The sequence below is a fragment of the Promicromonospora sp. NPDC019610 genome (assembly GCF_044389365.1).
Classification (GTDB): domain Bacteria; phylum Actinomycetota; class Actinomycetes; order Actinomycetales; family Cellulomonadaceae; genus Promicromonospora.
Map to the genome: position 1 here is coordinate 1,348,945 of NZ_JBIRXX010000001.1, position 20,505 is coordinate 1,369,449.

21 protein-coding genes are annotated in these 20,505 nt (G+C 71.5%); 10 read left to right on the forward strand and 11 right to left on the reverse strand.

The window, feature by feature from the left end:
* Positions 1-19: 19 nt before the first annotated feature.
* Positions 20-1,171: a sensor histidine kinase gene (locus tag ACH45N_RS05940; RefSeq protein ID WP_397392062.1), complete on the reverse strand. Its 1,152-nt coding sequence runs from the start codon at positions 1,169-1,171 to the stop codon at positions 20-22.
* Entirely contained in the window at positions 1,168-1,866 is a 699-nt protein-coding gene (locus ACH45N_RS05945; RefSeq protein ID WP_397392064.1) for a response regulator transcription factor, read from the reverse strand. Before ACH45N_RS05945 ends, ACH45N_RS05940 begins: the two co-directional genes overlap by 4 nt.
* A gap of 166 nt (positions 1,867-2,032) precedes the next feature.
* On the opposite strand from ACH45N_RS05945, the gene ACH45N_RS05950 reads away from it, so the two are divergent.
* Both ACH45N_RS05950 and ACH45N_RS05955 read left to right on the forward strand, forming a co-directional pair.
* Positions 2,033-2,224 (forward strand): hypothetical protein, encoded by a 192-nt coding sequence (locus ACH45N_RS05950; RefSeq protein ID WP_397392066.1) that lies wholly within the window; start codon positions 2,033-2,035, stop codon positions 2,222-2,224.
* A 108-nt stretch (positions 2,225-2,332) separates the two neighbouring features.
* Positions 2,333-3,775 carry a glycoside hydrolase family 43 protein gene (locus ACH45N_RS05955; RefSeq protein ID WP_397392068.1) on the forward strand — a complete coding sequence of 481 codons (1,443 nt, stop codon included), beginning with the start codon at positions 2,333-2,335 and terminating at the stop codon, positions 3,773-3,775.
* Positions 3,776-3,911: 136 nt separating this feature from the next.
* Here ACH45N_RS05955 and ACH45N_RS05960 read toward each other — a convergent pair whose 3' ends face one another.
* A complete protein-coding gene (locus ACH45N_RS05960; RefSeq protein WP_397392070.1) occupies positions 3,912-4,535 on the reverse strand; it encodes a TetR/AcrR family transcriptional regulator in 624 nt (207 codons plus the stop codon).
* Between the two features lie 49 nt (positions 4,536-4,584).
* On the opposite strand from ACH45N_RS05960, the gene ACH45N_RS05965 reads away from it, so the two are divergent.
* Entirely contained in the window at positions 4,585-5,529 is a 945-nt protein-coding gene (locus ACH45N_RS05965) for an NmrA/HSCARG family protein (RefSeq protein WP_397392072.1), read from the forward strand.
* 70 nt (positions 5,530-5,599) lie between these two features.
* Here ACH45N_RS05965 and ACH45N_RS05970 read toward each other — a convergent pair whose 3' ends face one another.
* Positions 5,600-7,756 carry a BTAD domain-containing putative transcriptional regulator gene (locus ACH45N_RS05970; protein ID WP_397392074.1) on the reverse strand — a complete coding sequence of 719 codons (2,157 nt, stop codon included), beginning with the start codon at positions 7,754-7,756 and terminating at the stop codon, positions 5,600-5,602.
* Between the two features lie 33 nt (positions 7,757-7,789).
* On the opposite strand from ACH45N_RS05970, the gene ACH45N_RS05975 reads away from it, so the two are divergent.
* Entirely contained in the window at positions 7,790-8,665 is an 876-nt protein-coding gene (locus tag ACH45N_RS05975) for an alpha/beta fold hydrolase (protein ID WP_397392076.1), read from the forward strand.
* A gap of 50 nt (positions 8,666-8,715) precedes the next feature.
* Positions 8,716-9,096, forward strand: a complete 381-nt coding sequence (locus ACH45N_RS05980; protein ID WP_397392078.1) for a hypothetical protein — start codon at positions 8,716-8,718, stop codon at positions 9,094-9,096.
* Positions 9,097-9,356: 260 nt separating this feature from the next.
* On the opposite strand, the gene ACH45N_RS05985 is transcribed toward ACH45N_RS05980, so the two are convergent.
* Positions 9,357-9,905 carry a MarR family winged helix-turn-helix transcriptional regulator gene (locus ACH45N_RS05985; protein WP_397392080.1) on the reverse strand — a complete coding sequence of 183 codons (549 nt, stop codon included), beginning with the start codon at positions 9,903-9,905 and terminating at the stop codon, positions 9,357-9,359.
* Between the two features lie 146 nt (positions 9,906-10,051).
* Here ACH45N_RS05985 and ACH45N_RS05990 point away from each other — a divergent pair, with 146 nt between their 5' ends.
* Both ACH45N_RS05990 and ACH45N_RS05995 read left to right on the forward strand, forming a co-directional pair.
* Positions 10,052-11,023, forward strand: a complete 972-nt coding sequence (locus tag ACH45N_RS05990; protein WP_397392082.1) for an aldo/keto reductase — start codon at positions 10,052-10,054, stop codon at positions 11,021-11,023.
* An 86-nt stretch (positions 11,024-11,109) separates the two neighbouring features.
* The gene (locus ACH45N_RS05995; RefSeq protein WP_397392084.1) at positions 11,110-12,201 is read left to right on the forward strand and encodes a Gfo/Idh/MocA family protein; all 1,092 of its coding nucleotides are present in this window, start codon (positions 11,110-11,112) and stop codon (positions 12,199-12,201) included.
* Positions 12,202-12,477: 276 nt separating this feature from the next.
* Here ACH45N_RS05995 and ACH45N_RS06000 read toward each other — a convergent pair whose 3' ends face one another.
* Positions 12,478-13,020 carry a TetR/AcrR family transcriptional regulator gene (locus tag ACH45N_RS06000; RefSeq protein ID WP_397392086.1) on the reverse strand — a complete coding sequence of 181 codons (543 nt, stop codon included), beginning with the start codon at positions 13,018-13,020 and terminating at the stop codon, positions 12,478-12,480.
* Between the two features lie 76 nt (positions 13,021-13,096).
* Here ACH45N_RS06000 and ACH45N_RS06005 point away from each other — a divergent pair, with 76 nt between their 5' ends.
* The 3 genes from ACH45N_RS06005 (at position 13,097) to ACH45N_RS06015 (ending at position 15,519) form a co-directional block, all read left to right on the forward strand.
* On the forward strand, positions 13,097-14,143 hold the full coding sequence (locus ACH45N_RS06005) for an aldo/keto reductase (protein WP_397392088.1): 1,047 nt from the start codon (positions 13,097-13,099) through the stop codon (positions 14,141-14,143).
* Complete coding sequence (locus ACH45N_RS06010) at positions 14,143-14,958, forward strand: DUF998 domain-containing protein (RefSeq protein ID WP_397392090.1); 816 nt, start codon at positions 14,143-14,145, stop codon at positions 14,956-14,958. The genes ACH45N_RS06005 and ACH45N_RS06010 overlap by 1 nt, the downstream gene beginning before the upstream one ends.
* 270 nt (positions 14,959-15,228) lie before the next feature.
* A complete protein-coding gene (locus tag ACH45N_RS06015; protein WP_397392092.1) occupies positions 15,229-15,519 on the forward strand; it encodes a hypothetical protein in 291 nt (96 codons plus the stop codon).
* Positions 15,520-15,545: 26 nt separating this feature from the next.
* Here ACH45N_RS06015 and ACH45N_RS06020 read toward each other — a convergent pair whose 3' ends face one another.
* From ACH45N_RS06020 to ACH45N_RS06040, 5 genes are all read right to left on the reverse strand, one after another.
* Positions 15,546-16,001 (reverse strand): carboxymuconolactone decarboxylase family protein, encoded by a 456-nt coding sequence (locus ACH45N_RS06020; RefSeq protein WP_397392094.1) that lies wholly within the window; start codon positions 15,999-16,001, stop codon positions 15,546-15,548.
* Positions 16,002-16,125: 124 nt separating this feature from the next.
* Complete coding sequence (gene sigJ / locus ACH45N_RS06025; RefSeq protein ID WP_397392096.1) at positions 16,126-17,013, reverse strand: RNA polymerase sigma factor SigJ; 888 nt, start codon at positions 17,011-17,013, stop codon at positions 16,126-16,128.
* A gap of 82 nt (positions 17,014-17,095) precedes the next feature.
* Entirely contained in the window at positions 17,096-18,190 is a 1,095-nt protein-coding gene (locus ACH45N_RS06030) for a Gfo/Idh/MocA family protein (RefSeq protein ID WP_397392098.1), read from the reverse strand.
* Positions 18,190-19,356 carry a Gfo/Idh/MocA family protein gene (locus ACH45N_RS06035; protein WP_397392100.1) on the reverse strand — a complete coding sequence of 389 codons (1,167 nt, stop codon included), beginning with the start codon at positions 19,354-19,356 and terminating at the stop codon, positions 18,190-18,192. Before ACH45N_RS06035 ends, ACH45N_RS06030 begins: the two co-directional genes overlap by 1 nt.
* 137 nt (positions 19,357-19,493) lie before the next feature.
* The gene (locus ACH45N_RS06040; RefSeq protein WP_397392102.1) at positions 19,494-20,501 is read right to left on the reverse strand and encodes a LacI family DNA-binding transcriptional regulator; all 1,008 of its coding nucleotides are present in this window, start codon (positions 20,499-20,501) and stop codon (positions 19,494-19,496) included.
* Between the last annotated feature and the right edge of the window lie 4 nt (positions 20,502-20,505).

Consider the following 20,505-nt stretch of genomic DNA (forward strand, 5'->3'; position numbering starts at 1 on the left):
GCGATATTCGCTGGAGTTGTCACTGCACGGTGGTGCCCGGGGTGACGGGAAGGGCCACATTGAGCCGAAATCCCTGAGCGGCGTGCTCGGCATGGACGTCGCCGCCATGGGCTCGCACGATGCCGCGGACGATGGCCAGTCCGAGCCCCGCGCCCGGCGATCCGGCGGGTTGCGCCTCTGGTGTCCGGGCGGGATCGGCGCGCCAGCCGACGTCGAACATCCGGGTGAGGTCCTCGGTGTCGACGCCGTCTCCCTGGTCCAGGATCGACAGCACGAGATGCCCGCCGCGGTCCGCGGCAGAGATGAGGATCTCCGTACCGCGTGGGGCATGGCGGATGCTGTTGGAGAGCAGGTTCACCACGACCCTGGTGAGCTTGTGGGGATCCGCTCGGAGTGTTCGCCCGTCGATGCCGGCGTGGACGACGCGGATGCCCTTCGCGGTGGCGAGCGGCTGGACGTCGACCACGGCGTCCGACACGACGTCCAGGAGCTCGATGTCCTCCGGCCGGAGCCGGAGGTTCCCACCGTGGATCTGGGACAGCTCGAACAAGTCGTCGACCAGCCGGTTCATGGTCCCGACCTGCATGCGGATGCGCCGGACGTAGTCAGCCGGGTCTTCGACGCCGCCGTCGTCGAGCGCTTCCGCAAGAGCGCCGACGCCTGTGAGCGGGGTACGCAGGTCGTGCGAGATCCACGCGAAGAGCTGGCGCCGGGAGGCGTCCAGCTGCTCGATCTCCGCGCGGGCGGAGGCGAGACGCGCAGACGTGTCGGCAAGCTGCGTGGCAAGGTCCGTGAACTCGCTGGCGCTGTGTGCCTGGGCGTCCACGACGACGCCCTCGCCGATGCGCTCCACCGTGCTGCGCAGGCTCATGAGCGCCCTGCTCGCGGCTCGGGCGGTGAGCAGGGTGGCCGCCAGGGTCAGTACCGCGGAGCTTCCGACGACCCACATGAGCACGAGCAAGTCGTGCCCCGAGAGGTACATCAGGGCCGAGACGGCGACCGTCGAGCAGAAGATGGAGGTGATGGCGGTCACGACGACGACGGTGAACTGGAAGGTGATGGATCGTGGCGGGCACAAGCGCAGGATCAGGAGTGCCGCGAGTGTGATCACGGCTGTGCAGCCCAGGGTGATGGCCAGGAGCAGCAGGAGGTCGGCCGCGGTGAGCATCATGATGCGTCGTCCACCGTGAAGCGATATCCCTGGCCCCATTCGGTGAGCAGGTAGCGGGGGAAACGGGGTTCGGGTTCGATCTTTTCGCGCAGCCGGCGCACGTGAACGGTCACGGTGGTCGTCTCTCCGAAGTTCCATCCCCACACCTCGCGCAGGATGTCGTCGCGGGTCAGGACGCGGTCGGGATTCTGCAGCAGGAACAGGAACAACTCGTACTCTCGGTTTGTCAGGGTCATCTCGTTCTCGCGCAGCCAGATCCTGCGGTGAGCGGGATGCACCCTGAACGGCCCCAGGGCGAACGGGCCGGTCGAGACGTGCGTGCGCCGGCTGCGGCGCATCACGGCGTCGATCCGGAGCTGGAGCTCGCGCAGCGCGAAAGGCTTGCTGATGTAGTCGTCCGCGCCGCTCTCGAGCCCGTCGATCCGGTCCTCGACCGTGTCGAGCGCGGTGAGCATGATGATCGACGTGCGGGGCGCCGACTGCCGCACTTCGCGGCACAGGACGTCACCACTGACGCCGGGCAGCATCCGATCGAGGATCAGCACGTCAGGGAGCGTGATGGAGAGGGCTCGTCGTGCCGCGGTACCGTCGCGGTGCTCGGCGACCCGATAGCCCTGCCCGCGCAGGTAGTCGGACACGACCGCGAGAACGGTTGCGTCGTCCTCCACGACCATGATCCGTGCCTTCGTCTCCATGCGCGGCAGCGTAACCGGGCCGTATCGGGGCACCGGGAGTTCTTACGGCCCTGAAAGACTTCCCGCGCTCGCACGGCGGCTGAAGGGCCGCTCCAGGTCCAGGTTCCCGCCGAACGACGACGACGCGATCTCAGACACGACAGCGACCGACGAGGTGGCCGGTGACATGACCGACGCCCAAGCCCCGGAGCTGCCCACCGGCCCCGCCCGGGCCGCCGTCGAGACGCCGGAAGCACTGGCCGCGCCCCCGTCGGCCACCTCTACCGCCGCGTCGAACCCCGGTGCCGGTGTCCACGCGATCGGCGCTCGCACCTACCTCGCCTTGACGTACTCGCGTCCGGACACAGCCTCTTCCTGAGGCGGAACGCGGGGCGACCACGAGCCCAGGTCAGGGTGCAGAATCGGCCGTGGACAGAGTTTTGCCCCGATGCAATACTCGGGAACCTCAACGGCGAGAGGACCCACTATGTCCCGTTTCCGTCGGATGGCTCTCGCGGTCGCCCTGCTGATCGCAGCCACCCCGCTCACGAGCAGTGCCGCCGTGCCACCGGAGGACCCCGTGCAACCCGCAGCAGTGGTGAACACGTTCCGCAATCCCGTCAACCCGAGTGCCGACCCGTCAGTGATCTTCCACGAGGGCACCTACTACGCCGCGACGACCCGAGGCGACCGCATCAGTATCTGGCGCTCGCCGAGCGTCGCCACTCTGCTGGCGGCTCCCGAGGAGGTCGTCTGGCGCGACTCCGACCCGACCCGCAACACCCAGATGTGGGCGCCGGCGTTCCGGCATGTCGGTGATCGCTGGTACATCTACTACACGGCCTCGGACGGCGTGGACAGCAACCACCGGATGTACGTGCTGGAGTCGGCCGGGAACAGCCCCATGGGTCCGTACTCGTTCAAGGCGAAGATCGCCGACTTCGGCGAGTACGCGATCGACGGCGAGCCCATCACCCACAACGGCCAGGACTACTTCGTCTGGACAGGCCCGGGCCGGGGCATGGGCGGACCGGCGCAGCTCTACATCGCGCGGATGACCAACCCCTGGACGACGACGGGTGGCCGGGTCGCGATCCCGGCGGACGGCGGCTGCACCGAGGTCCGGGAGGGCCCGACACCGCTGTACCGCAACGGCCGCACGTTCCTGACCTACTCCACCTGTGACACCGGCAAGCCGGACTACCAGCTGTGGATGAAGAGCATCGCGAACGGCGCCGACCCGATGGTGGCGGGTAACTGGGTGCAGCACGCCGGGCCGGTCTTCTCCCGTAACGACGCGACCGGTGTCTGGGGGCCCGGGCACCACTCGTTCTTCCGGTCTCCCGACGGCACGGAGGACTGGATCGCCTACCACGGCAAGAACACCAGCACCAACACCTACTCCTTCCGGACGACGCGTGTCCAGCGCTTCACCTGGAACGCGGACGGTACCCCGAACTTCGGCCGCCCCCTGGCCGCGGGTGCGACCCAGACCCTGCCGTCCGGCGACCCCGGCGCGGCCACCCGGGCGATCAATGACTTCGACACCGGCACCGGCCTGTGGCAGGTCCAGTACGCGGGCTCCTGGCAGTCCGGCTCGGGCTGTGGCGTGCAGTGCTTCTGGGGCGACGACCACTGGAGCGGCGCCACGAACGCCACCGCCACCATCAGGTTCAACGGCACTCAGATCGCACTGCTGAGCGTGCGGGACCGCGGCAACGGCATCGCCGCCATCTCGATCGACGGCGGTCCCGAACAACGTGTCGACCTCTACAGCGACATCCGCGTCGGAGAGCAGCTGAACTACCTCAGCCCGGTGCTGTCGCCCGGGGATCACACGCTGCGCGTCCGGGTGACCGGGGAGCGTAACCCCGCGTCGACGGGCTCGGTCGTCAGCATGGACCGGATCGAGGTCTACGGCGTCGGCTGAGTTCCAGCCGGTACCGGCGCCCAGGGATGACGACACCCTGGGCGCCATGCGGCGAGGTTCCACTCCCTTGTCTCGCCCCAGGTCTCTGCACAGGTCGAACGACTCCTCCTCGTCCTCCGTGTCGACCTGCGCCGGTTTAGGCCTGGGCCGGTGGCAGCCGGACCGCTGGAGGCAGCGGTGCGGCCACGGGACGGGCTTGGAACGACTGCAGCATCAGTGCCGCGAACCGGCGTGACGCGGCCAACCGCATCTCGGGTGTCTCCGCGCGGATTCCCTCGTTGGCCAGCAGGGCGAGGTTGATGTCCTCGAGAACGAAGTCCTCACGCAGCGAACCAGCCGCCTTCGCCTGCTGTACCAGCTTGCGCAGCGACGCGAGCGTGCGATCGCGCTCGGCGGCAAACTCCGCCGGCTCGGCCATCCGAGAGCTGAAGGCCCGGGCGAATCCTTTGTCCAGCGTGTGTACCGCCATGAGCTCTTCGACGACGACGGACAGGCCGTGCCACGGATCTTCTGCCGCCAGGCCCCGTCGGACGATCTCGGCACACGATGCCATCTGATCGGCGAAGACCTCGGCCAGCAGCGCCTCCTTGGTCGCGAAGTGTCGGTAGACCGTGGCTGCACCGACCTCGGCCCGCCGAGCGATCTCGCGGAGCGGCACGTCCAGGCCCCCGACGGCGAACGCGGCACGAGCCACGGCGAGGATGCGTTCTCGGTTGTCGCGAGCATCCGAACGTAGCCGTGCTCTCACTTCGGTTGTCACCGCTCTCACTTTAGCCAGACGGACGGGGTGCTCCGTTACGGTCCGAGGCATGAGCGAATCCTCGATCCACACAGCGGTCCCCGTGCCACAGGACGGTGGCGGGCGAACCATCACCGTGCTGGGCGCCACCGGACAGCAAGGAGGTTCGGTCAGCGCGGCGCTGCTCGCGTCGGGCTGGGCTGTGCGCGCGGTCGTGCGCGACCCGGCAGGCGTTCGCGCCCGCTCGCTGGCTACCGCCGGCGCCGAGATCGTCCGCGGAGACCTCGCAGACCGAGGGTCGCTGCGTGCGGCGTTCGCCGGCGTCCACGGCGTCTTCAGCGTCCAGCCGAGCTCGGGTCAGGTGGGAGCCGGACTGAGCCATGACGACGAGATTCGCTACGGCACCGCCGTGGCCGAAGCCGCCGAGCACAGTGGTGTGAACCACCTTGTCTACAGCTCGATGATCGCTGCCGGGCCGGCACCGACGGGCGTGCGCCACTTCGACGTGAAGAGCCGTATCGAGGACCGCGTCCGGCGTCTCGGTACCGCCAGCACCATCGTCCGTCCGGCCACCTTCATGGAGCTCCTTCTGACGACGGCGACGGATCTCGAGAAGGGGGTGCTGACGTTCCTGATGCGCCCCGATCAGGCCATGCAGCTGATCGCGGTGCGCGACATCGGCCGGGTCGTCGCAGCGGTCTTCGACGCGCCGGGACGATTCGCGAACCGCACCATCGAGATCGCCGGTGATGCCCTGACCGGCGATGCCATCGCCCGACACCTGGCACTAGCGGTAGGGCGACCGATCACGTACAGGCGCATGCCGCAGGCGGTGCTGGAGCAGGACGAGGTCCTCGCCAGATCGGTGGCGCTCGTCGACGACGGCAGGCTCGCGGGCCGTACCGATCTCGCGGCCTTGCGCGCGACGTTCCCCTTCCTGCTGCGCTTCGACCAGTGGCTGAAAGGGCCCGGTGGCACCCTCCTGGCCGATGCCCTCTCGAGCGGAGCGCGGTAGCGATCACACGGGACGAGGGACCGGAGGTCGCCTGTCAGGACCAGCAACGGGAGTGCGACGACGTGGGCAGTCAGTCGGCGAGGAACGCTTCCAGCGCATTCAGGTGATCCTGGACCGGGCCTGCCGTCAGCACGCCGCTGCCCGCCGCGATCTCGCCCGCAGCCGGGGTCAGGGCCGCATGAGCGCGCTCGGCCATGCGGCGGTCGCCCACCGCGGCGGCGGCGCGGCCGGCGAGGACCCAGAGGACCTCGGCCAGGAGACCCGGCGGCGGGTCCGGGATGCGGCGGACGGCCTTCGCCGCTGCGGTGATCTCCGCCGCGTTCGCGTTCGCCGTGGCGTCTCCGGCCGCGCGTGCCAGGAGCAGGTGCGGGCGGGCCCAGGGTTCGTAGGGGCCCCAGTCGGCGTCCTGCAGGGTCGGCGCAGCTCCGGCTTCGTCGGCGGACGGCGCGGAACCGTCGTCGGGCATCGGGCCGCCGTCCGGGGCAGTCCCGGCGTTCTTCGCCGGGAGCCCGTGCCAGACCCGCAGCGCGAGGAGCGCCAGCGGCAGCAGGCCCTCGGTGAGGCCGGGCATGCCGGCGCCGTCGAGCGTCCCGGCGGCGACCCGGTAGCCGCGCTCGGCGTCCGCGACGGAGATCGTGCGGTCATGCGCAGGGGGACCGGAGCCCTCGGCGCGCGCCGCCGGACCCTCCTCGCCCGGCACGCCCGAGGCCGCCGCCCGCAGCGCCCCGAACCAGGCCGTGAACACGCCCACCAGGGGTCGCTCGTGCCGCAGCCCGAGCGCCCCGGCGCTGTCCGCGTGCCGCTGCGCGTCGGACCACCGGCCGAGGGCGGACAGGGCCTGCACCCGCACCAGGTGCCCCAGGATCTCGAACGTCGCCAGCCCGTGCCGGGCGGCGAGCGACACCAGCTCGGCGCCGATCGCATCGCGCTCCTGGGCCAGGCCCGGGTGCTCGAACCGGGTCAGGTACCGCCCGGCCAGTGCGAATGCCAGGACAGCCGGGTCGCCGGACCGCCGGGCGAGTGCCTCGGCCTCGTACGCCGCCTGCGGGCCGCGGGCCCCGGCCAGGCCCCGTGACTCGACGGCCACCGTCGCCAGGAGCTTGGCCCGGACGGCGTCGGGCGCGTCGTCGGGCAGCGCGGCGAGCGTCCGCTCGGCGGCGGCGACCACCTGGGCGGCCAGACCGGCGTCGTCGGACCGGGTCCAGGCACCCGGCACGTCGAACGCGCCGATCACGCGCGCGGTGAGGTCCGGGTCGCCGAGCTGCTCCGCGGCGCCGACGGCGGCCACGCGCTGCGCGCGGGCGGCGGTCAGCCCTTCGCCGCCGGTCATCGCAAGCGTGCGCAGCAGAGTGGTGGTGGACTCCAGCCGGGTGCGTGCCCCGGCGGCGACCACCCGCTCGTAGGCGGACGTCGTGTCGCGCCAGACGTCGTCGGCGCCGGGCGCGCCGCCCGTGCCCGGGTCGTGCCGGAGCACCTGCGCCTCCAGCTCGGCCAGCCGCGGCCCCGGGTCCACGCCGAGCTCCCCGGCCAGCATGGTGCGCGCCCGGCGGAGCACCTCCAGCGCGTCGGCCTGCCGGCCCGACCGGTACAGCGCCAGCGCGAGCAGCCGCCAGCCCTCCTCGCGCCAGGGGTGCTCGGTCACGTGGGCGTCCAGTCCGGGCACGACGTCGGCCGCCTCGCCGAGGGTGGTGCGCGCCTCGGCGACGCGCTCGACCGCGACCAGCCGGAGCTCGGCCAGGCGGCCTCGCTCGGCCACGGCCCAGGGCTGCTCCAGGCCCGCGTACGGCGCGCCGCGCCAGGTGCCCAGCGCCCGGTCCAGCGCGGCGCGGGCCGCGGCGGGCGCCTGGTCCCGCGCGCCGGAGACCGCCGCCTCGAACGCCCAGGCGTCCACGTCGACCTGGCGCAGCGCGTACCCCGGGCCGTCGGTGACGAGCACCCGCGCCGGGGTGCGGGCCGCACGCCCGGGCTCGATCGCCCGGCGCAGGGCCGCGACGAAGGTGCGCAGCGCCACGAGCGCGCCCTGCGGCGGCTCTTCCCAGAGGTCCTCGACCAGCCGGCCGGCGGTCACCACCCGGCCCCGGGCTGCCACCAGGCGCGCGAGCACCGCCCGCTGACGCGGGCCGCCGAGCGCCGCCTCGGCGTCGTCGACCCAGGCGGTGACCGGGCCGAGCACGCCCACCCGGACCGGCGCCGGCGCCGCGGCGGGGCCTCCTGATCGGTCACTCATCGGCTGCTCATCCACGTGGCGGAGATTGGGGGCATGACAACGAAGATCCCTGAGTTCGAGTACCAGCGCGTCGCCGTGGGCGACGTGCACCTCAACGTAGCGGTCGGCGGCGCCGGCAGCCCGGTGGTGCTGCTGCACGGGTTTCCGCAGACGCACCTCATGTGGCGGCACGTCGCGGCGGACCTCGCCCGCGAGCACACCGTGATCGTCCCCGACCTGCGCGGTTACGGGGCCAGCGACAAGCCGGCCGAGCACGACCGCGACACCTACTCCAAGCGGACCATGGCACAGGACGTGGTGGGGCTGGCCCGGGCGCTCGGGCACGAGAGGTTCGCGCTCGCGGGCCACGACCGCGGCGCCCTGGTCGCGATTCGCGCGGGCCTCGACCACCCCGACGTCGTCACCCACCTGGCGATCCTCGACGTGCTGCCGACCCTCGACATGTGGGACGTGCTGCACGGCGCCGACGCGGCCGTCGCCTTCCACCTGTACCTGATGGCCCAGCCGCCCGGCCTCCCGGAGCGGATGATCGAGGGAGCGGCCGACCAGTTCTTCGGCTTCTTCCTCGACGCCTGGGGCACCAGCCAGGAGGCGATCCCGCTCGAGGTCCGGGAGGAGTACCTGCGGGCCTCGCGCGAGGCGGTCCCCTCGATCGTGGCGGACTACCGGGCGTCGGCCGGGATCGACATCGAGCACGACGAGGCCGACCGGGCCGCCGGACGCCGGCTGGCCGTGCCCGTCACCGTGCTCCAGCAGGACTGGGGCGCCGCGCTCGGCTACGACGCCGCCGGCCTGTGGTCCGCCTGGGCCGCCGACCTCGACCACCGCACGGTGACGGCCGGGCACTTCATGGCCGAGCAGGCCCCCGACGAGATCGTGGGGCACCTGCGCGCGCTCCTTGCACGCTGAGACGCTGACCGGATCTGCCGGCGGAACTGGGCCCGCTTGGGCGCTGCCAGGTGTCGCCACCGGACGACTCGGCGTGTACCAGCACGCTCGTCGACTCCGAGCCACTCAGGTCGCCGAGCGGCGCGAACTCGGGCATCGGCCGCCTTGAGCTCTACTACAACAGCAGCACGGGCAACAACTGTGCGATGGTCGTCCACACGGGTGCTTCCTACGGCGTCGCAGCCGAGACCTACGTTTCCATCGTCCGCTGCGCCGAGACCGTGTGGGACGGCGAGTGCAACGAAGCCAGCGGATTCGACAGCGACTACGGAAACTTCTCGTACTACGCGGGTGGTGTCCGGGTGTCCGCGCCGAACAACTGCATCTCGACTGCCGGCTCGATCAAGTGGAACGGTGTTTACCACACCGCCACGATCGGTGGGCACTGCTGAGCTCTGTGACACGATCCGGCGGCCCCGCGATGCACGGCGTCGATCGCGCCGCTGCGCTTGCCGGGGCCGCCGGGCCAGGTCTCTTCGTGGCGAGCGCCTCGTGACCGGTGTCGGCCGTGCTGCACGTCTGGACGGCGCGCCGCGCGAGTGCGACGTCGTCCTGCCGTAGGGCGCGGGTGACGACGAGGTCCCCGACGAGCGCGGCGTACTCGTCGCGGAACCGTTCGTGGTGGAAGGCCCGGACCAGTGCCTGGGTGTGCCTAGGACTCGCGAACGTCGGCGTCGGCCGTCGTCGCACGTGCGGAGGCGGTTCGTCCGTGATTGATCGCGGCGTCCACTGCCGCGCCGATGCGCTTCAAGGCCGTCAGGTCGCGCGGTTCGATCGAGTCGATCAGGTATTCGCGGACTGCCGCGACATGTCCGGGCGCGGCCGCGACCACGACGTCGTAACCGGCGTCGGTCAGGGTGGTGTTGGTGCGGCGCCCCGCACCGGGTATCCGGGACCTGGCGAGCAGCCCTCGTTTCTCCAGTCGTCCGACGACGTGCGACAACCGTGACAACGACGCCGAGGTGCGCACGGCCAGTGCGCTCATCTGCATGGTCCGGTCCGGCTCCTCCGAGAGGACCGACAGCACCATGTACTCGAAGAAGGTCATCTGGGACTCGCGCTGCATCCGCGCGTCCAGGGCGGCGGGCAGGCTGATCATGATCGCGGAGTTGGCCAGCCATGCCGCCAGTTCGTCACCGTTCAGCCATCGCGGCTCGGCGTCCGCTCCAGCGGGCATCTCCACACCAGTCGTCTTCGCCACACGGCCATCTTAGGCGCGAGTTGTTGACGCATCAAGTTCCAGGAGGTAGAACTTGACGCATCAAGTTCATCTTGATGCGTCAAGTTCTTGTGGGGTCGACCTACCGGCGGTGGGCCTGACGAACCGATCCAGGAGAGGAACATCCGATGCAGACCATGTCGCTCGGCGGGCTCGAGGTCTCGCGCCTCGGTCTAGGAGTCATGGGCATGTCCGCCTTCTACACGGGCAAGGACGAGTCCGAGGAGGGCTCCGTCCGCACCATCCAGCGCGCTCTGGACCTCGGCGTCACCCACCTGGACACCGCCGAGGCGTACGGGAGCGGCGCCAACGAAGCCCTGCTGGGTCGGGCGGTCAGAGGCCGGCGGGACGAGGTGGTGCTCGCCACCAAGTTCGGCCTGATCTCCCACACGGGCCGGCCAGGGGCGGACAGTACGCCGGCGAACGTCCGGCTCGCCGTCGAGGGGTCGTTGCGGCGCCTGGGCACCGACCACATCGACCTGTACTACCAGCACCGCGTCGACCCGGACACCCCGATCGAGGACACCGTCGATGCCCTGGCCGACCTGGTGAACCAAGGCAAGGTCCGCTACATCGGCCTGTCCGAGGCCGGCCCCGCCACCATCCGTCGCGCGCACGCCGTCCACCCGGTGGCCGCCGTCCAGAGCGAGTACTCGCTCTGGACGCGGGACCCCGAGGCCGAGGTGCTCCCGGTGCTGCGCGAGCTGGGAATCGGACTGGTGCCGTACTCCCCGCTGGGTCACGGCTTCCTGACCGGGAACATCCGCTCCCTGGAGGGCCTGGACCCCGACGACTGGCGTCGCACCAACCCGCGCTTCACCGGCGGCAACCTCGAACGCAACCTGCGCATCGTCGACGAGGTCCGGGCCGTGGCGACCGAGACCGGAGCCACCCCTGCCCAGATCGCCCTGGCCTGGCTCCTGGCCCAGGGCGAGGACATCAACCCCATCCCCGGCACCCGACGCGTCGAGCGCCTCGAGGAGAACATCGCCGCCGACCGGATCCGACTCACCCCGGACCAGATCGAACGGCTGAACAACCTGGCACCCGCGTCCGGCGACCGCCACGACCGCGGCGGCATGGCAGCCATCGACCGGTGAAGAGCAACCCGGCAACGAGCCGAACGGCACGGCACGACCGCGCCTCCACCGCAGAAGTCCGAGCAGCAGACGAATGGAGCAGCACCATGGCAAGCAACCTGATTCGTGTCGGGATCATCGGCGCGGACACGAGGGCGAGCTGGGCCGGGGCATCACACATCCCCGCCCTGGCGGCCCAGTCGCAGTTCCTGCTGGCAGCGGTCGCGACCCGGCGGGAGGAGAGCGCACGAGAGGCCGCCGAGCTGTTCGGCGCCGAGCGTTGGTACGCCGACCCGTACGAGCTGATCAACGACCCGTCGATCGATCTCGTCACCGTCGCCGTCAAGGTCCCGGCGCACCGCGAGCTCGTGCTCGCGGCGCTCGCGGCGGGCAAGGCCGTGTACTCGGAGTCCCCGCTGGGCGCGAGCGTCGCCCAGTCCGAGGAGATGGCGGCGGCAGCCGGCTCGCTGCACACGGCGATCGGGCTGCAGGGCAGCCTCAACCCGTCGGTGCGCCGGGCGGCCGAGATCATCGCGCAGGGCCGGCTCGGGCGGCTGCTGTCGGCGCGCGTGACCGCGACGACCTTCGGGAACGGCCCGGAGTCGGTGAGCGCGTACGAGTACTTCGACAAGGCGGACGCCGGCGCGGGCTTCATGACGATCGCGGTGGGCCACGTCCTGGACGTGATCGAGACGGTCCTCGGCGACATCACCGAGATCGACGCGCGCACGGAGCTGCTCTGGCCGGAGGTGAAGCTGGTCGACACCGGCACGACCACCACTCGCGAGGTACCGGACCACCTCGACGCGATCCTCAAGACCTCGTCCGGCACCCCGGTGGGAGTGCAGGTCCTGGCGGGTGTGCCCGTGCCCGACGCCCGGTTCAGCCTCGAGGTCCGAGGCGCCGACGGCTGGCTGAAGCTGACCGGCGACCACCCCGCCGGCGTCCAGGTCGGCGACCTCGCGCTGACCTCGAGCGTGGACTTCGAGGAGCCCGACAGCCCCGTCGCCACGGGAACCGGTCCAGCCGCAGCCGAGATCTGGACCGGTGCCTCCATCAACGTGGGCGAGGTGTACGCGAGCCTCGCGCGCGACATCGCCAACGGCACCCACCACACGCCTGGGTTCGCACACGCCGCGCACAACAGCCGCCTGGTCGCCCGGGTCGAGCGGGCCGCACGAACCGGCGTCCGACAGTAGGCGTGCCGGCGCCCACGGCGCCCACGGCGGCCATCGGCCGTCAGGACGAAGGCGCAAGCCGCCTGTGGTCGGTCTTGAACCCGGTCACCCGAAGCTCACCCTTCTGCTGCTTTCCCGCGAGCGGCCTGTCCGAGCCGCATCTGGAGCAGGACCTGGCCGAGTATCTCGGCATACCGGTCGCCACCCTCCAGGGCTGGCGAGTGGACCACAAGGGCCTGCGCCATCATCGTCGGTCGCCGCCGATGCGCACGGCTTCGCGGCGTTTCGCCTGCGGATCTATCGCCTGGGCTGTGTGCGCAGGCCGTCGAGGATGAGGGCGAGCATGTGGGGTGAACGGTCTTCAGGTCCGGGTGCGGCGCGCCAGAGGGCGCCGGTGAGCTGGAGGAAGTCGGCGGGATCTGCGTTGGTACGGATGCTGCCGTCTTCCTTGCCGGCGTCGAGGATCTGCTTGATCGCGGCGACGACGGGGCCGTAGGTCTGCTCGGTGATCGTCTGGTGTGCGCCGGGGCTGAGGGCGTCACCGAGGCCGTGCTTCTTGCGCATGGCCTCGACCAGGTCGGTGGTCCAGCGGCGCAGTGCTTCCAGCGGCGGCAGCTCGGCCAGGAGGTCGGCGACGGTGCCGGTGATGCGTTCCACCTCGTCCTGGTAGACGGCCAGGACCAGCGTCTCGCGGGTGGGGAAGTTGCGGTACAGGGTCCCCGCGCCGACGCCGGCGCGCTGGGCGACCTGGTTCATCGACGTGCTGCCGTCCTCGGAGAAGGCGTCGCGGGCGGCCGCGAGGATGCGTGCCCGGTTCTCGCGGGCGTCTGAACGGACCACTGTGACCTCACCTTGCTATGTGGAGAACTCTCCACTACGGTAGTGGAGAACTCTCCACATACCTTAGAGGAGCATCATGCGGTACATCAAGCTGGGCAGGACGGGCTTGGACGTGTCACCGGTCGCGATCGGTGCGATGACCTACGGCGAGCCCGACCGGGGCCACCCCGTATGGTCCAAGGGTGAGGACGAGGCGCGCCCGCTGATCAAGCACGCGCTGGAGTCCGGGATCAACTTCTTCGACACCGCGAACCTGTACTCGCTCGGTTCCAGCGAGGAGATCCTGGGCCGGGCGCTGAACGACTTCGCCGACCGCGACGAGGTGGTGATCGCCACGAAGCTGCGCCACCCGATGCGACTGGGCCCGAACGGACGCGGGCTGTCCCGCAAGGCGATCATGACCGAGGTCGACCACTCGCTGCGCCGTCTGGGCACCGACTACATCGACCTCTACCAGATCCACCGCAACGACCACGCCACCCCGTGGGAGGAGACGCTCGAGGCGTTGAGCGACCTTGTCACGGCGGGCAAGGTGCGCTACCTCGGCGCCTCATCCATGCACGCGTGGGAGTTCGCCAAGGCGCTGCACCTGCAGAAGCAGCACGGCTGGGCGCGATTCGTGTCGATGCAGAACCACTACAACCTCCTGGCTCGCGAGGAGGAACGCGAGATGATCCCGCTGTGCCTGGACGAAGGCGTCGGCACCATCATCTGGTCGCCGCTTGCTCGCGGCCGGCTCGCCCGCGCCTGGGACGACGCCCGGGCGTCGGCGCGCTCCGAGACGGACGGCGCCTACGCGGACCTGCTCTACTCGCCCGAGGAGGAGGCCGCCAACCGCGAGATCGTCAACGCGGTCGGGCAGGTTGCCGAGGCCCACGGCGTCGGCCGCGCGCAGGTCGCTCTGGCCTGGCTGCGCCGCCAGCCCGTGGTGACCGCGCCGCTGGTCGGGGCCGGCTCGATCCAGCAGATCGACGACGCAGTCGCCTCCCTGGACGTGGAGCTGAGCGACGACGAGGTGCGTGCGCTGGAGGGGCCTTACACACCGCGGTACGACTGGCAGGGTGTCTCGGACGAAGCTGAGCTGGAAGCCATCCGTCAGCGTGTCCCGGGGATGGCCCTGTGATGACCCAGATCATCCGCCCCGGCACGGCCGCCGGCGCCGGAGCACTCCTGCTCCTCCTGGGGCCGTTGGTGTCCTGGGTCGCCGAGCTCGTTACCGCCGCGGCCTGGCAGGACCCGCCCTACTCGCCCCTGTACAACTGGGTCAGCCACCTCGGTCTGACAGGACCCGCTCAGACCGCGTTCGGGCAGGTCGGCAACTCCCCGCTCGGCGTGGTCATGGACGCCGGCTGGGTGCTCTACGGGACCGTCCTGGTCGTCGGTGCGTTCCTCGCGTTCGACCTGCGCAAGGGCGTCCGGCCGGTCATCATCGTCGTCCTGGCGACCGTAGCCGGTGTCGGCGTCTCCCTCGTCGGCCTCTTCCAGGGCTCGAACGCGAACGTCGAGAACGGCCTCATCGTGTTCCACACAGTCGGTGCGCAGGGCGTCATGATCGCCGGAAACGTCATGGCGATCGTCGTGGGCGCGAACGGGGCCAGGATTGGGCTCGGTCGGGCCTGGTCGATTGCGAGCACCGTGGTGGGGATCGTGGGCCTGGTGATGTTCCCGCTCTTCATGGCAGACGTGTTCACTGGCTGGATGTGGAACATCGGCCTGTTCGAACGCGGCGTGATCTACCCGATCATGGCCGGCCACGTGCTCCTCGGCAGCGGCCTGATCGCCGTCCGGCGAAGCAAGGGCGCCAGGCTCACGGCGGCCTCCCCTGAACGAGCTGCAGGCTGGCTCGCCTCCGCCGGTCAGAGCCTGCGCATCGTCGAGGTCGCTCGCATCCTGCGCGAGCGACCCGGGCAGCGGGCAGCGAAGGTACCGACCCGCTAGCTGCCGTTGTTCATCGCCCGGCTCCTCAGCTGGTTCAACCCCCAGCTGCGTGCTGCGCCCGTAGCTCGGCCAGAACTTCGACGCAACCAGCGCAAAGGCCGAGCGGCTCCTTGAATGGACACCACGCCCGATCGAGGACACGATCGCCGACACCGCTGAGAGCCTCCTCGCCCACGGCATGACGCACCGGACGTGAGGTCAGCAGCGACTCGTACCCGGTAGTCGAGGTCAGGCTGCGAGCGTCGATCGTGGTCTGGAACGATGGTCCGCATGACAGCACCCGCAGCTCGTCCCGGGCGCAGCGCGCGCGTCGTCCTCGTGGCCCTCGTCGTGGTCGGCCTCGCGCTGCTGGGCACGGCGGCCTGGGTGGGGAACCGCCCGGCGCCCACCGGCTGGTTCGCGTACGCGCCCTTGTCGGACACGACCTACGTGCCCGGCGGCGTCTCGTCCCCCCGCACCGTGGCCGTGCTCTCGGCCGCCGGCACGCTCCTGCTGGGCGGCGCGGCCGGCTTCGCCGTCGGACGACGGAGCCGGCCGGCCGCGGGCACACAGCCGGACTGAGGGCCGGCGCCCGCGCCCTGCCCGGTTCAGCCGACGGCGTACCGGCTGGTGATCGCCACGCGGTTGAAGGCGTTCATCACGGTGACGATCCAGGAGACCGCCCCGACCTGGTCGTCGGTCAGGACGGCCGCGGCGTCGGCGTAGGCCGCGTCGCCGACGTGCCCGTCGGCGACCAGGGTGATCGCCTCGGCCAGGCCGAGCGCCGCGCGGTCGGCGGCGGAGAAGTAGCCCGTCTCCCGCCAGGCGGGCAGCACGGCGATCCGGTCGGGGTTCTCGCCCTTCTTCAGGGCGTCGCGCGTGTGCAGCCGCAGGCAGAACGCGCAGCCGTTGATCTGGGACGTGCGGATCCGCAGCAGCTCGACCAGGAGCGGGTCGAGACCCGCCGACACGGCGTTGTTCTCGGCCTCCGCGGACAGGGCGATCAGGGCCTTGTACGCGGTCGGCTGCTGCTTGCCCAGGTCGACGCGCTGGGTGGTGGTCATGGTTCTCCTCGGGATCGTGGTGCGGCCGGGACCGGCGCGCCGCAGCGGCACCGGGGCCGCCAGGGAGACGACATGGCCTGCCGGGACGTGACAACCGGAGCCGTGCCAGTGAGCCACGGGACGCTCAGACGCGGGTCAGCTTGTCCGGGTTGACGACCCGGCGGTAGGCGGTGATCCGTCCGTCCGCGATCTGCACCGTGTCCACCGAGAACACCCGGCCCTCGCGGTGGAACACCAGCGAGAGCTCGCCCCCGACCTCGACGAGGTCGATGCGGTCGGGGCGTAGCTGCCGGCCGACCCGCACCATGACCTCGGCCACCCGCTGACCGCCGAGGATGGGCTTGCGCGCCGCCGTGACCTTGCCGCCGCCGTCGGTGACGTAGACGACGTCGGGGTCCAGCAGGCCCACCAGGCCGGCCAGGTCCCCGGACTCGTAGGCCCCGCGGAACGCCTCCAGCACGCGCTCCCGCTCCGCCCGCGACACCCGCGACGTGCGGGGCATCGACTCCTTCTCGGCGGCCACGCGCCGCCGGGCCCGGGAGGCGAGCTGCCGGGCGCCCGGCACGGTCACGTCGAGGATCTCGGCGATCCGGGAGAACTCGAGGCCGAAGACGTCGTGCAGCACGAAGGCGACCCGTTCCGGCGGGCTGAGCTTCTCCATGACCAGGAGCATCGCCGCGGTGACCGACTCGTCGACGAGCACGGGCTCGGCCGCGTCCGGTCCGGTGAGCAGGGGTTCGGGGAGCCACGGCCCCACGTAGGACTCCCTGCGGTGGCGGGCGCTGTTCAGGATGTCGTACGACCGCCGGGCGGCGACGGTGATCAGCCAGGCCCGGAGGTTGCGCACCTCGTCGAGGTTCGCGGCGACGGCGCGCAGCCAGACGTCCTGGGTGACGTCCTCGGCGTCCGCCACGGTGCCGAGAATCCGGTATGCCGCGCCGAACACCGCGGGCCGGTGCGCGGCCCACTCGGCCCTGAGCCGGTCCTGCCCGGGCAGATCGTCGCTCGTCACGCGGCTGCTCCTCTCGGTCGGGAGCAGCATAGGCAGAGCGAGCGCCGGGCCCGGGGCTCCGGGCCCGGCGCGAGCGGGAAGGTCAGATCCCCGCGCCCTCGGCGTCGGGCGTGAGCACCCGGGCCGCGAGCTGCGCCTGCACGCTCAGCTCGGCGGCCTTGAACGCGTGCTCCTGCGTCATTGCGTGCTCGGTGCGCTCCAGGCAGTCGAGGATGAGCCGGCCGAAGTACGGGTAGCCCACGTTGCCCCTGGCGACCAGGTGGTGCTCGCCCTCGCCGTTGACCAGGAACACGTGCCCCGGGCCCTCGTCCGTGGCCACGTTCGTGTACTTGCGCAGCTCGATGTAGCCCTCGGTGCCCAGGATGAACGTGCGGCCGTCACCCCAGGTCTTCAGCCCGTCCGGCGTGAACCAGTCGACCCGGCAGTAGCCCGCCGCGCCGTTGTCCATCACGATGTTGGCCTCGCCGAAGTCGTCCAGTTCCGGGTGCTCCGGGTGGTTGTAGTTGGCGATGGCGGCGTGCGTCACCTGCGCGTCCCGGGCGCCCGCGTAGTGCAGCATCTGCTCGAAGTTGTGGCTGCCGATGTCGCACAGGATGCCGCCGTACTTGTCCTTCTCGAAGAACCAGTCGGGGCGGCCCGTGCCCAGGCGGTGCGGGCCCAGGCCCATGACCTGCAGCACGCGGCCGATCGACCCGCGCTCGACGAGCTGGTCGGCCAGGACCGCCGCCTCGACGTGAATGCGCTCGGAGTAGTAGACAGCGTACTTTCGGCCGGTCCGCGCGGTGGCCTCCCGGGCCGCGGCGAGCTGGTCGAGCGTGGTCAGCGGGGCCTTGTCCGTGAAGTAGTCCTTGCCCGCCTCGATGGCGCGCAGGCCCAGGGCGCAGCGCTCGGAGGTGACGGCGGCGCCGGCGACCAGCCGCACGTCGTCGTCGTCGAACACCTCGTCCTCGCTGCGCGCGACGCGCACGTCCGGGAACTTCTTCCGGAAGGCCTCCACCTTGGCGGGGTCCGGGTCGTACACCCACTTCACGGTGCCGCCCGCGGCCTGGAGGCCCTCGGCCATGCCGTAGATGTGGCCGTGGTCCAGCCGGACGGCGGCGAAGGGAAAGTCGCCCGCGCCCACGACGGGGTCGGGTACCGGCTCGGGTGCGTAGTTGGCACCGCTGCTCGCGTTCATCAGTTCGCCTCCTGGCTGCTGCCGACGGTGATCGCGCCGGGCAGGTCGCCCACCGACGCGGTCTTCTCGAAGAAGTGGGGCGCACGTGCCACCAGTGTGCCCGTGCGGTAGTACGGGTCGTCGGGCCGCAGCGGCAGGTCCACCGTGCGCCGCTCGATGCCGGCCTGGTAGATCGCGGTCACGAGCTCGACGGCGCGGCGGCCGTCGGCGCCGGTGACGGCGGGTTCGCGGCGTTCGCGGACGGCGGCGAGCGTGTCGCCGATCTGCCCGTTGTGGCCCACGTGCGCCAGGGGCTCCCGGGCCGCGGCCAGGGCCTCGATCTCCGCGACGCGATCGGCGTTGCCGCCGGGGGCGGGGAAGCCGTTGGGCGAGGCGGCCGAGGCCACCACCTTCCACGGCTGCGAGACGCGGGCGTCCCGGCCCTGCACGACGATCGCCTGCTCCTCGCCGTGATGCACCACCGAGCTCGTCACCTCGGCCAGCGCGCGGTCGTACTGGAGCACGGCGACGGACAGGTCCTCGACCTCCGCGTTCTCGTGCGCGGCGTTGGTCAGCACGGCCGTGACCGCGCGAGGTGCGCCCAGCATCCACTGGGTCAGGTCGAGGTGGTGGATCGCGTGGTTCAGGGTGCAGCCGCCGCCCTCCGACTCCCACGTGCCGCGCCACCACAGGTCGTAGTAGGCGGTGCCGCGCCACCACGCCGAGCTCACCTGGACGTGCGAGACCGGCCCGGCCAGGCCGGAGTCCAGCACCTCCTTGAGCGTGGCCATGTCGTCGCGGAAGCGGTTCTGCGCCACGACGGACAGCACGCGGCCGTGCTCGGCGGCGGCCGCGATCATCGCGTCGCACTCCTCCAGGGAGGGCGCCATCGGCTTCTCGACCAGCACGTCCACGCCGGCCCGCAGGGCCGTGACCGTCAGCTCCGCGTGGGTCGACGGCGGCGTCGTGATGCTCACCAGGTCGAGGTCCCGCTCGGCGGCCAGCAGCTCCTCGATGCTCTCGTAGGCCCGCGCGCCGGGCACCTGGAGCCGCGCGCGCTGCTCCGCGGCCTTGCCCGGGACGATGTCGCAGACGGCGACGACCTCGCACTCCTGCGCGAAGCGGCGGTATCCCTCGGCGTGCGCACCGGCGATACCGCCGGTCCCGACGATGCCGATCTTGAGCATGCTTCCTCCGGTTGGACGACGGCGTCACGACGCCGGCCAGCGGAACGGTGCGACGTCGCGGATCGCATCATACGTATGATGCAACGGTTCAACATCGTCATGTCCGGTGCGCGGGATGTCAAGGGCCGGCCTGGGCGTCAGGGGACGGCGGCGGGCGTGAGCGCCCCCGTCGACTCGCGCCACACGACGCGCTGGAGCGGCGCCGTGTGCGCCGGGGGCTCCTCGTGCCGCACCGCCGCGACGAGCCGGCGCATCGCGCGCCGTCCGGCCTCGACGAAGTCCACGGGGATCGTGGTGAGCGACGGCGTCGTGAACGCGCTGAAGTCGGCGTCGTCCCAGCCGGTGACGACCAGGTCGCCCGGGACGGACCAGCCGCGCTCCGCCGCCCCGCGCAGCACGCCCAGCGCCACGTAGTCGTTGGCCGCGATCACGGCGAGCGGCGGGGCGTCGTCGGGCAGGGCGAGCACGGCCTCGCGGCCCGACTCGGGGGACCAGGCGCTACCGACGGCGCCGAGCGACTCGACGCCGAGGCGCTCGACCTCCGCGAGGTAGACGTCGCGCCGGGAGCGCGCCGACGCGAAGTGCTCGGGCCCGGCCACGTGCAGGAACCGGCGGTGCCCAGCCTCGACGAGCGCCGAGATCACGGTGCCCAGCAGGCCCGCGTCGGCGAGCTCGCCGGTGGTGCGGAGCTGCTCGTCCAGGGCCGTCTCGGCCACGACCGGGGCGGAGTCCTCGTCGAGGGTGAGCGCGTCCGGGACCACCGGCAGGAACGTCAGCACGCCCTCGACCTGGCCGCCCCGGGCGAGGTCGACCACGCGCTCGGTGCGGGCCTCGGCGGTGCCGTCCACGCTGTGGGTGTCCAGGGCGTAGCCCGCCTCGGCCGCGACCTCCGCGGCGCCGGTGAGCATGCGCAGCCGGTTGTCCACCGTCACGCCCGTGACCACGGCCAGCCGGCCCGAGCGCTGGGTGCGCATCGACCGCGCCGCGAGGTTGGGTCGGTAGCCCATCGACGCCGCGACCGCCAGCACGTGCTCGCGGGTCCGGGGCGCGATGGTGCCCTTGCCGGACAGGGCGTAGCTGACCGTCGACTGCGAGACCCCCGCGGCGCGCGCGACGTCGTGGCTGGTGGGCTGGCGGGCTGACATCGAC

Bases quoted from the DNA above. Each gene is read 5' to 3' on its own strand.
- ACH45N_RS05940 (WP_397392062.1), bottom strand. From the start codon at position 1,171: ATGATGCTCACCGCGGCCGACCTCCTGCTGCTCCTGGCCATCACCCTG.
- ACH45N_RS05945 (WP_397392064.1), bottom strand. From the start codon at position 1,866: ATGGAGACGAAGGCACGGATCATGGTCGTGGAGGACGACGCAACCGTT.
- ACH45N_RS05950 (WP_397392066.1), top strand. From the start codon at position 2,033: ATGACCGACGCCCAAGCCCCGGAGCTGCCCACCGGCCCCGCCCGGGCC.
- ACH45N_RS05955 (WP_397392068.1), top strand. From the start codon at position 2,333: ATGTCCCGTTTCCGTCGGATGGCTCTCGCGGTCGCCCTGCTGATCGCA.
- ACH45N_RS05965 (WP_397392072.1), top strand. From the start codon at position 4,585: ATGAGCGAATCCTCGATCCACACAGCGGTCCCCGTGCCACAGGACGGT.
- ACH45N_RS05970 (WP_397392074.1), bottom strand. From the start codon at position 7,756: ATGAGTGACCGATCAGGAGGCCCCGCCGCGGCGCCGGCGCCGGTCCGG.
- ACH45N_RS05975 (WP_397392076.1), top strand. From the start codon at position 7,790: ATGACAACGAAGATCCCTGAGTTCGAGTACCAGCGCGTCGCCGTGGGC.
- ACH45N_RS05990 (WP_397392082.1), top strand. From the start codon at position 10,052: ATGCAGACCATGTCGCTCGGCGGGCTCGAGGTCTCGCGCCTCGGTCTA.
- ACH45N_RS05995 (WP_397392084.1), top strand. From the start codon at position 11,110: ATGGCAAGCAACCTGATTCGTGTCGGGATCATCGGCGCGGACACGAGG.
- ACH45N_RS06005 (WP_397392088.1), top strand. From the start codon at position 13,097: ATGCGGTACATCAAGCTGGGCAGGACGGGCTTGGACGTGTCACCGGTC.
- ACH45N_RS06010 (WP_397392090.1), top strand. From the start codon at position 14,143: ATGACCCAGATCATCCGCCCCGGCACGGCCGCCGGCGCCGGAGCACTC.
- ACH45N_RS06015 (WP_397392092.1), top strand. From the start codon at position 15,229: ATGACAGCACCCGCAGCTCGTCCCGGGCGCAGCGCGCGCGTCGTCCTC.
- ACH45N_RS06020 (WP_397392094.1), bottom strand. From the start codon at position 16,001: ATGACCACCACCCAGCGCGTCGACCTGGGCAAGCAGCAGCCGACCGCG.
- ACH45N_RS06030 (WP_397392098.1), bottom strand. From the start codon at position 18,190: ATGAACGCGAGCAGCGGTGCCAACTACGCACCCGAGCCGGTACCCGAC.
- ACH45N_RS06035 (WP_397392100.1), bottom strand. From the start codon at position 19,356: ATGCTCAAGATCGGCATCGTCGGGACCGGCGGTATCGCCGGTGCGCAC.
- ACH45N_RS06040 (WP_397392102.1), bottom strand. From the start codon at position 20,501: ATGTCAGCCCGCCAGCCCACCAGCCACGACGTCGCGCGCGCCGCGGGG.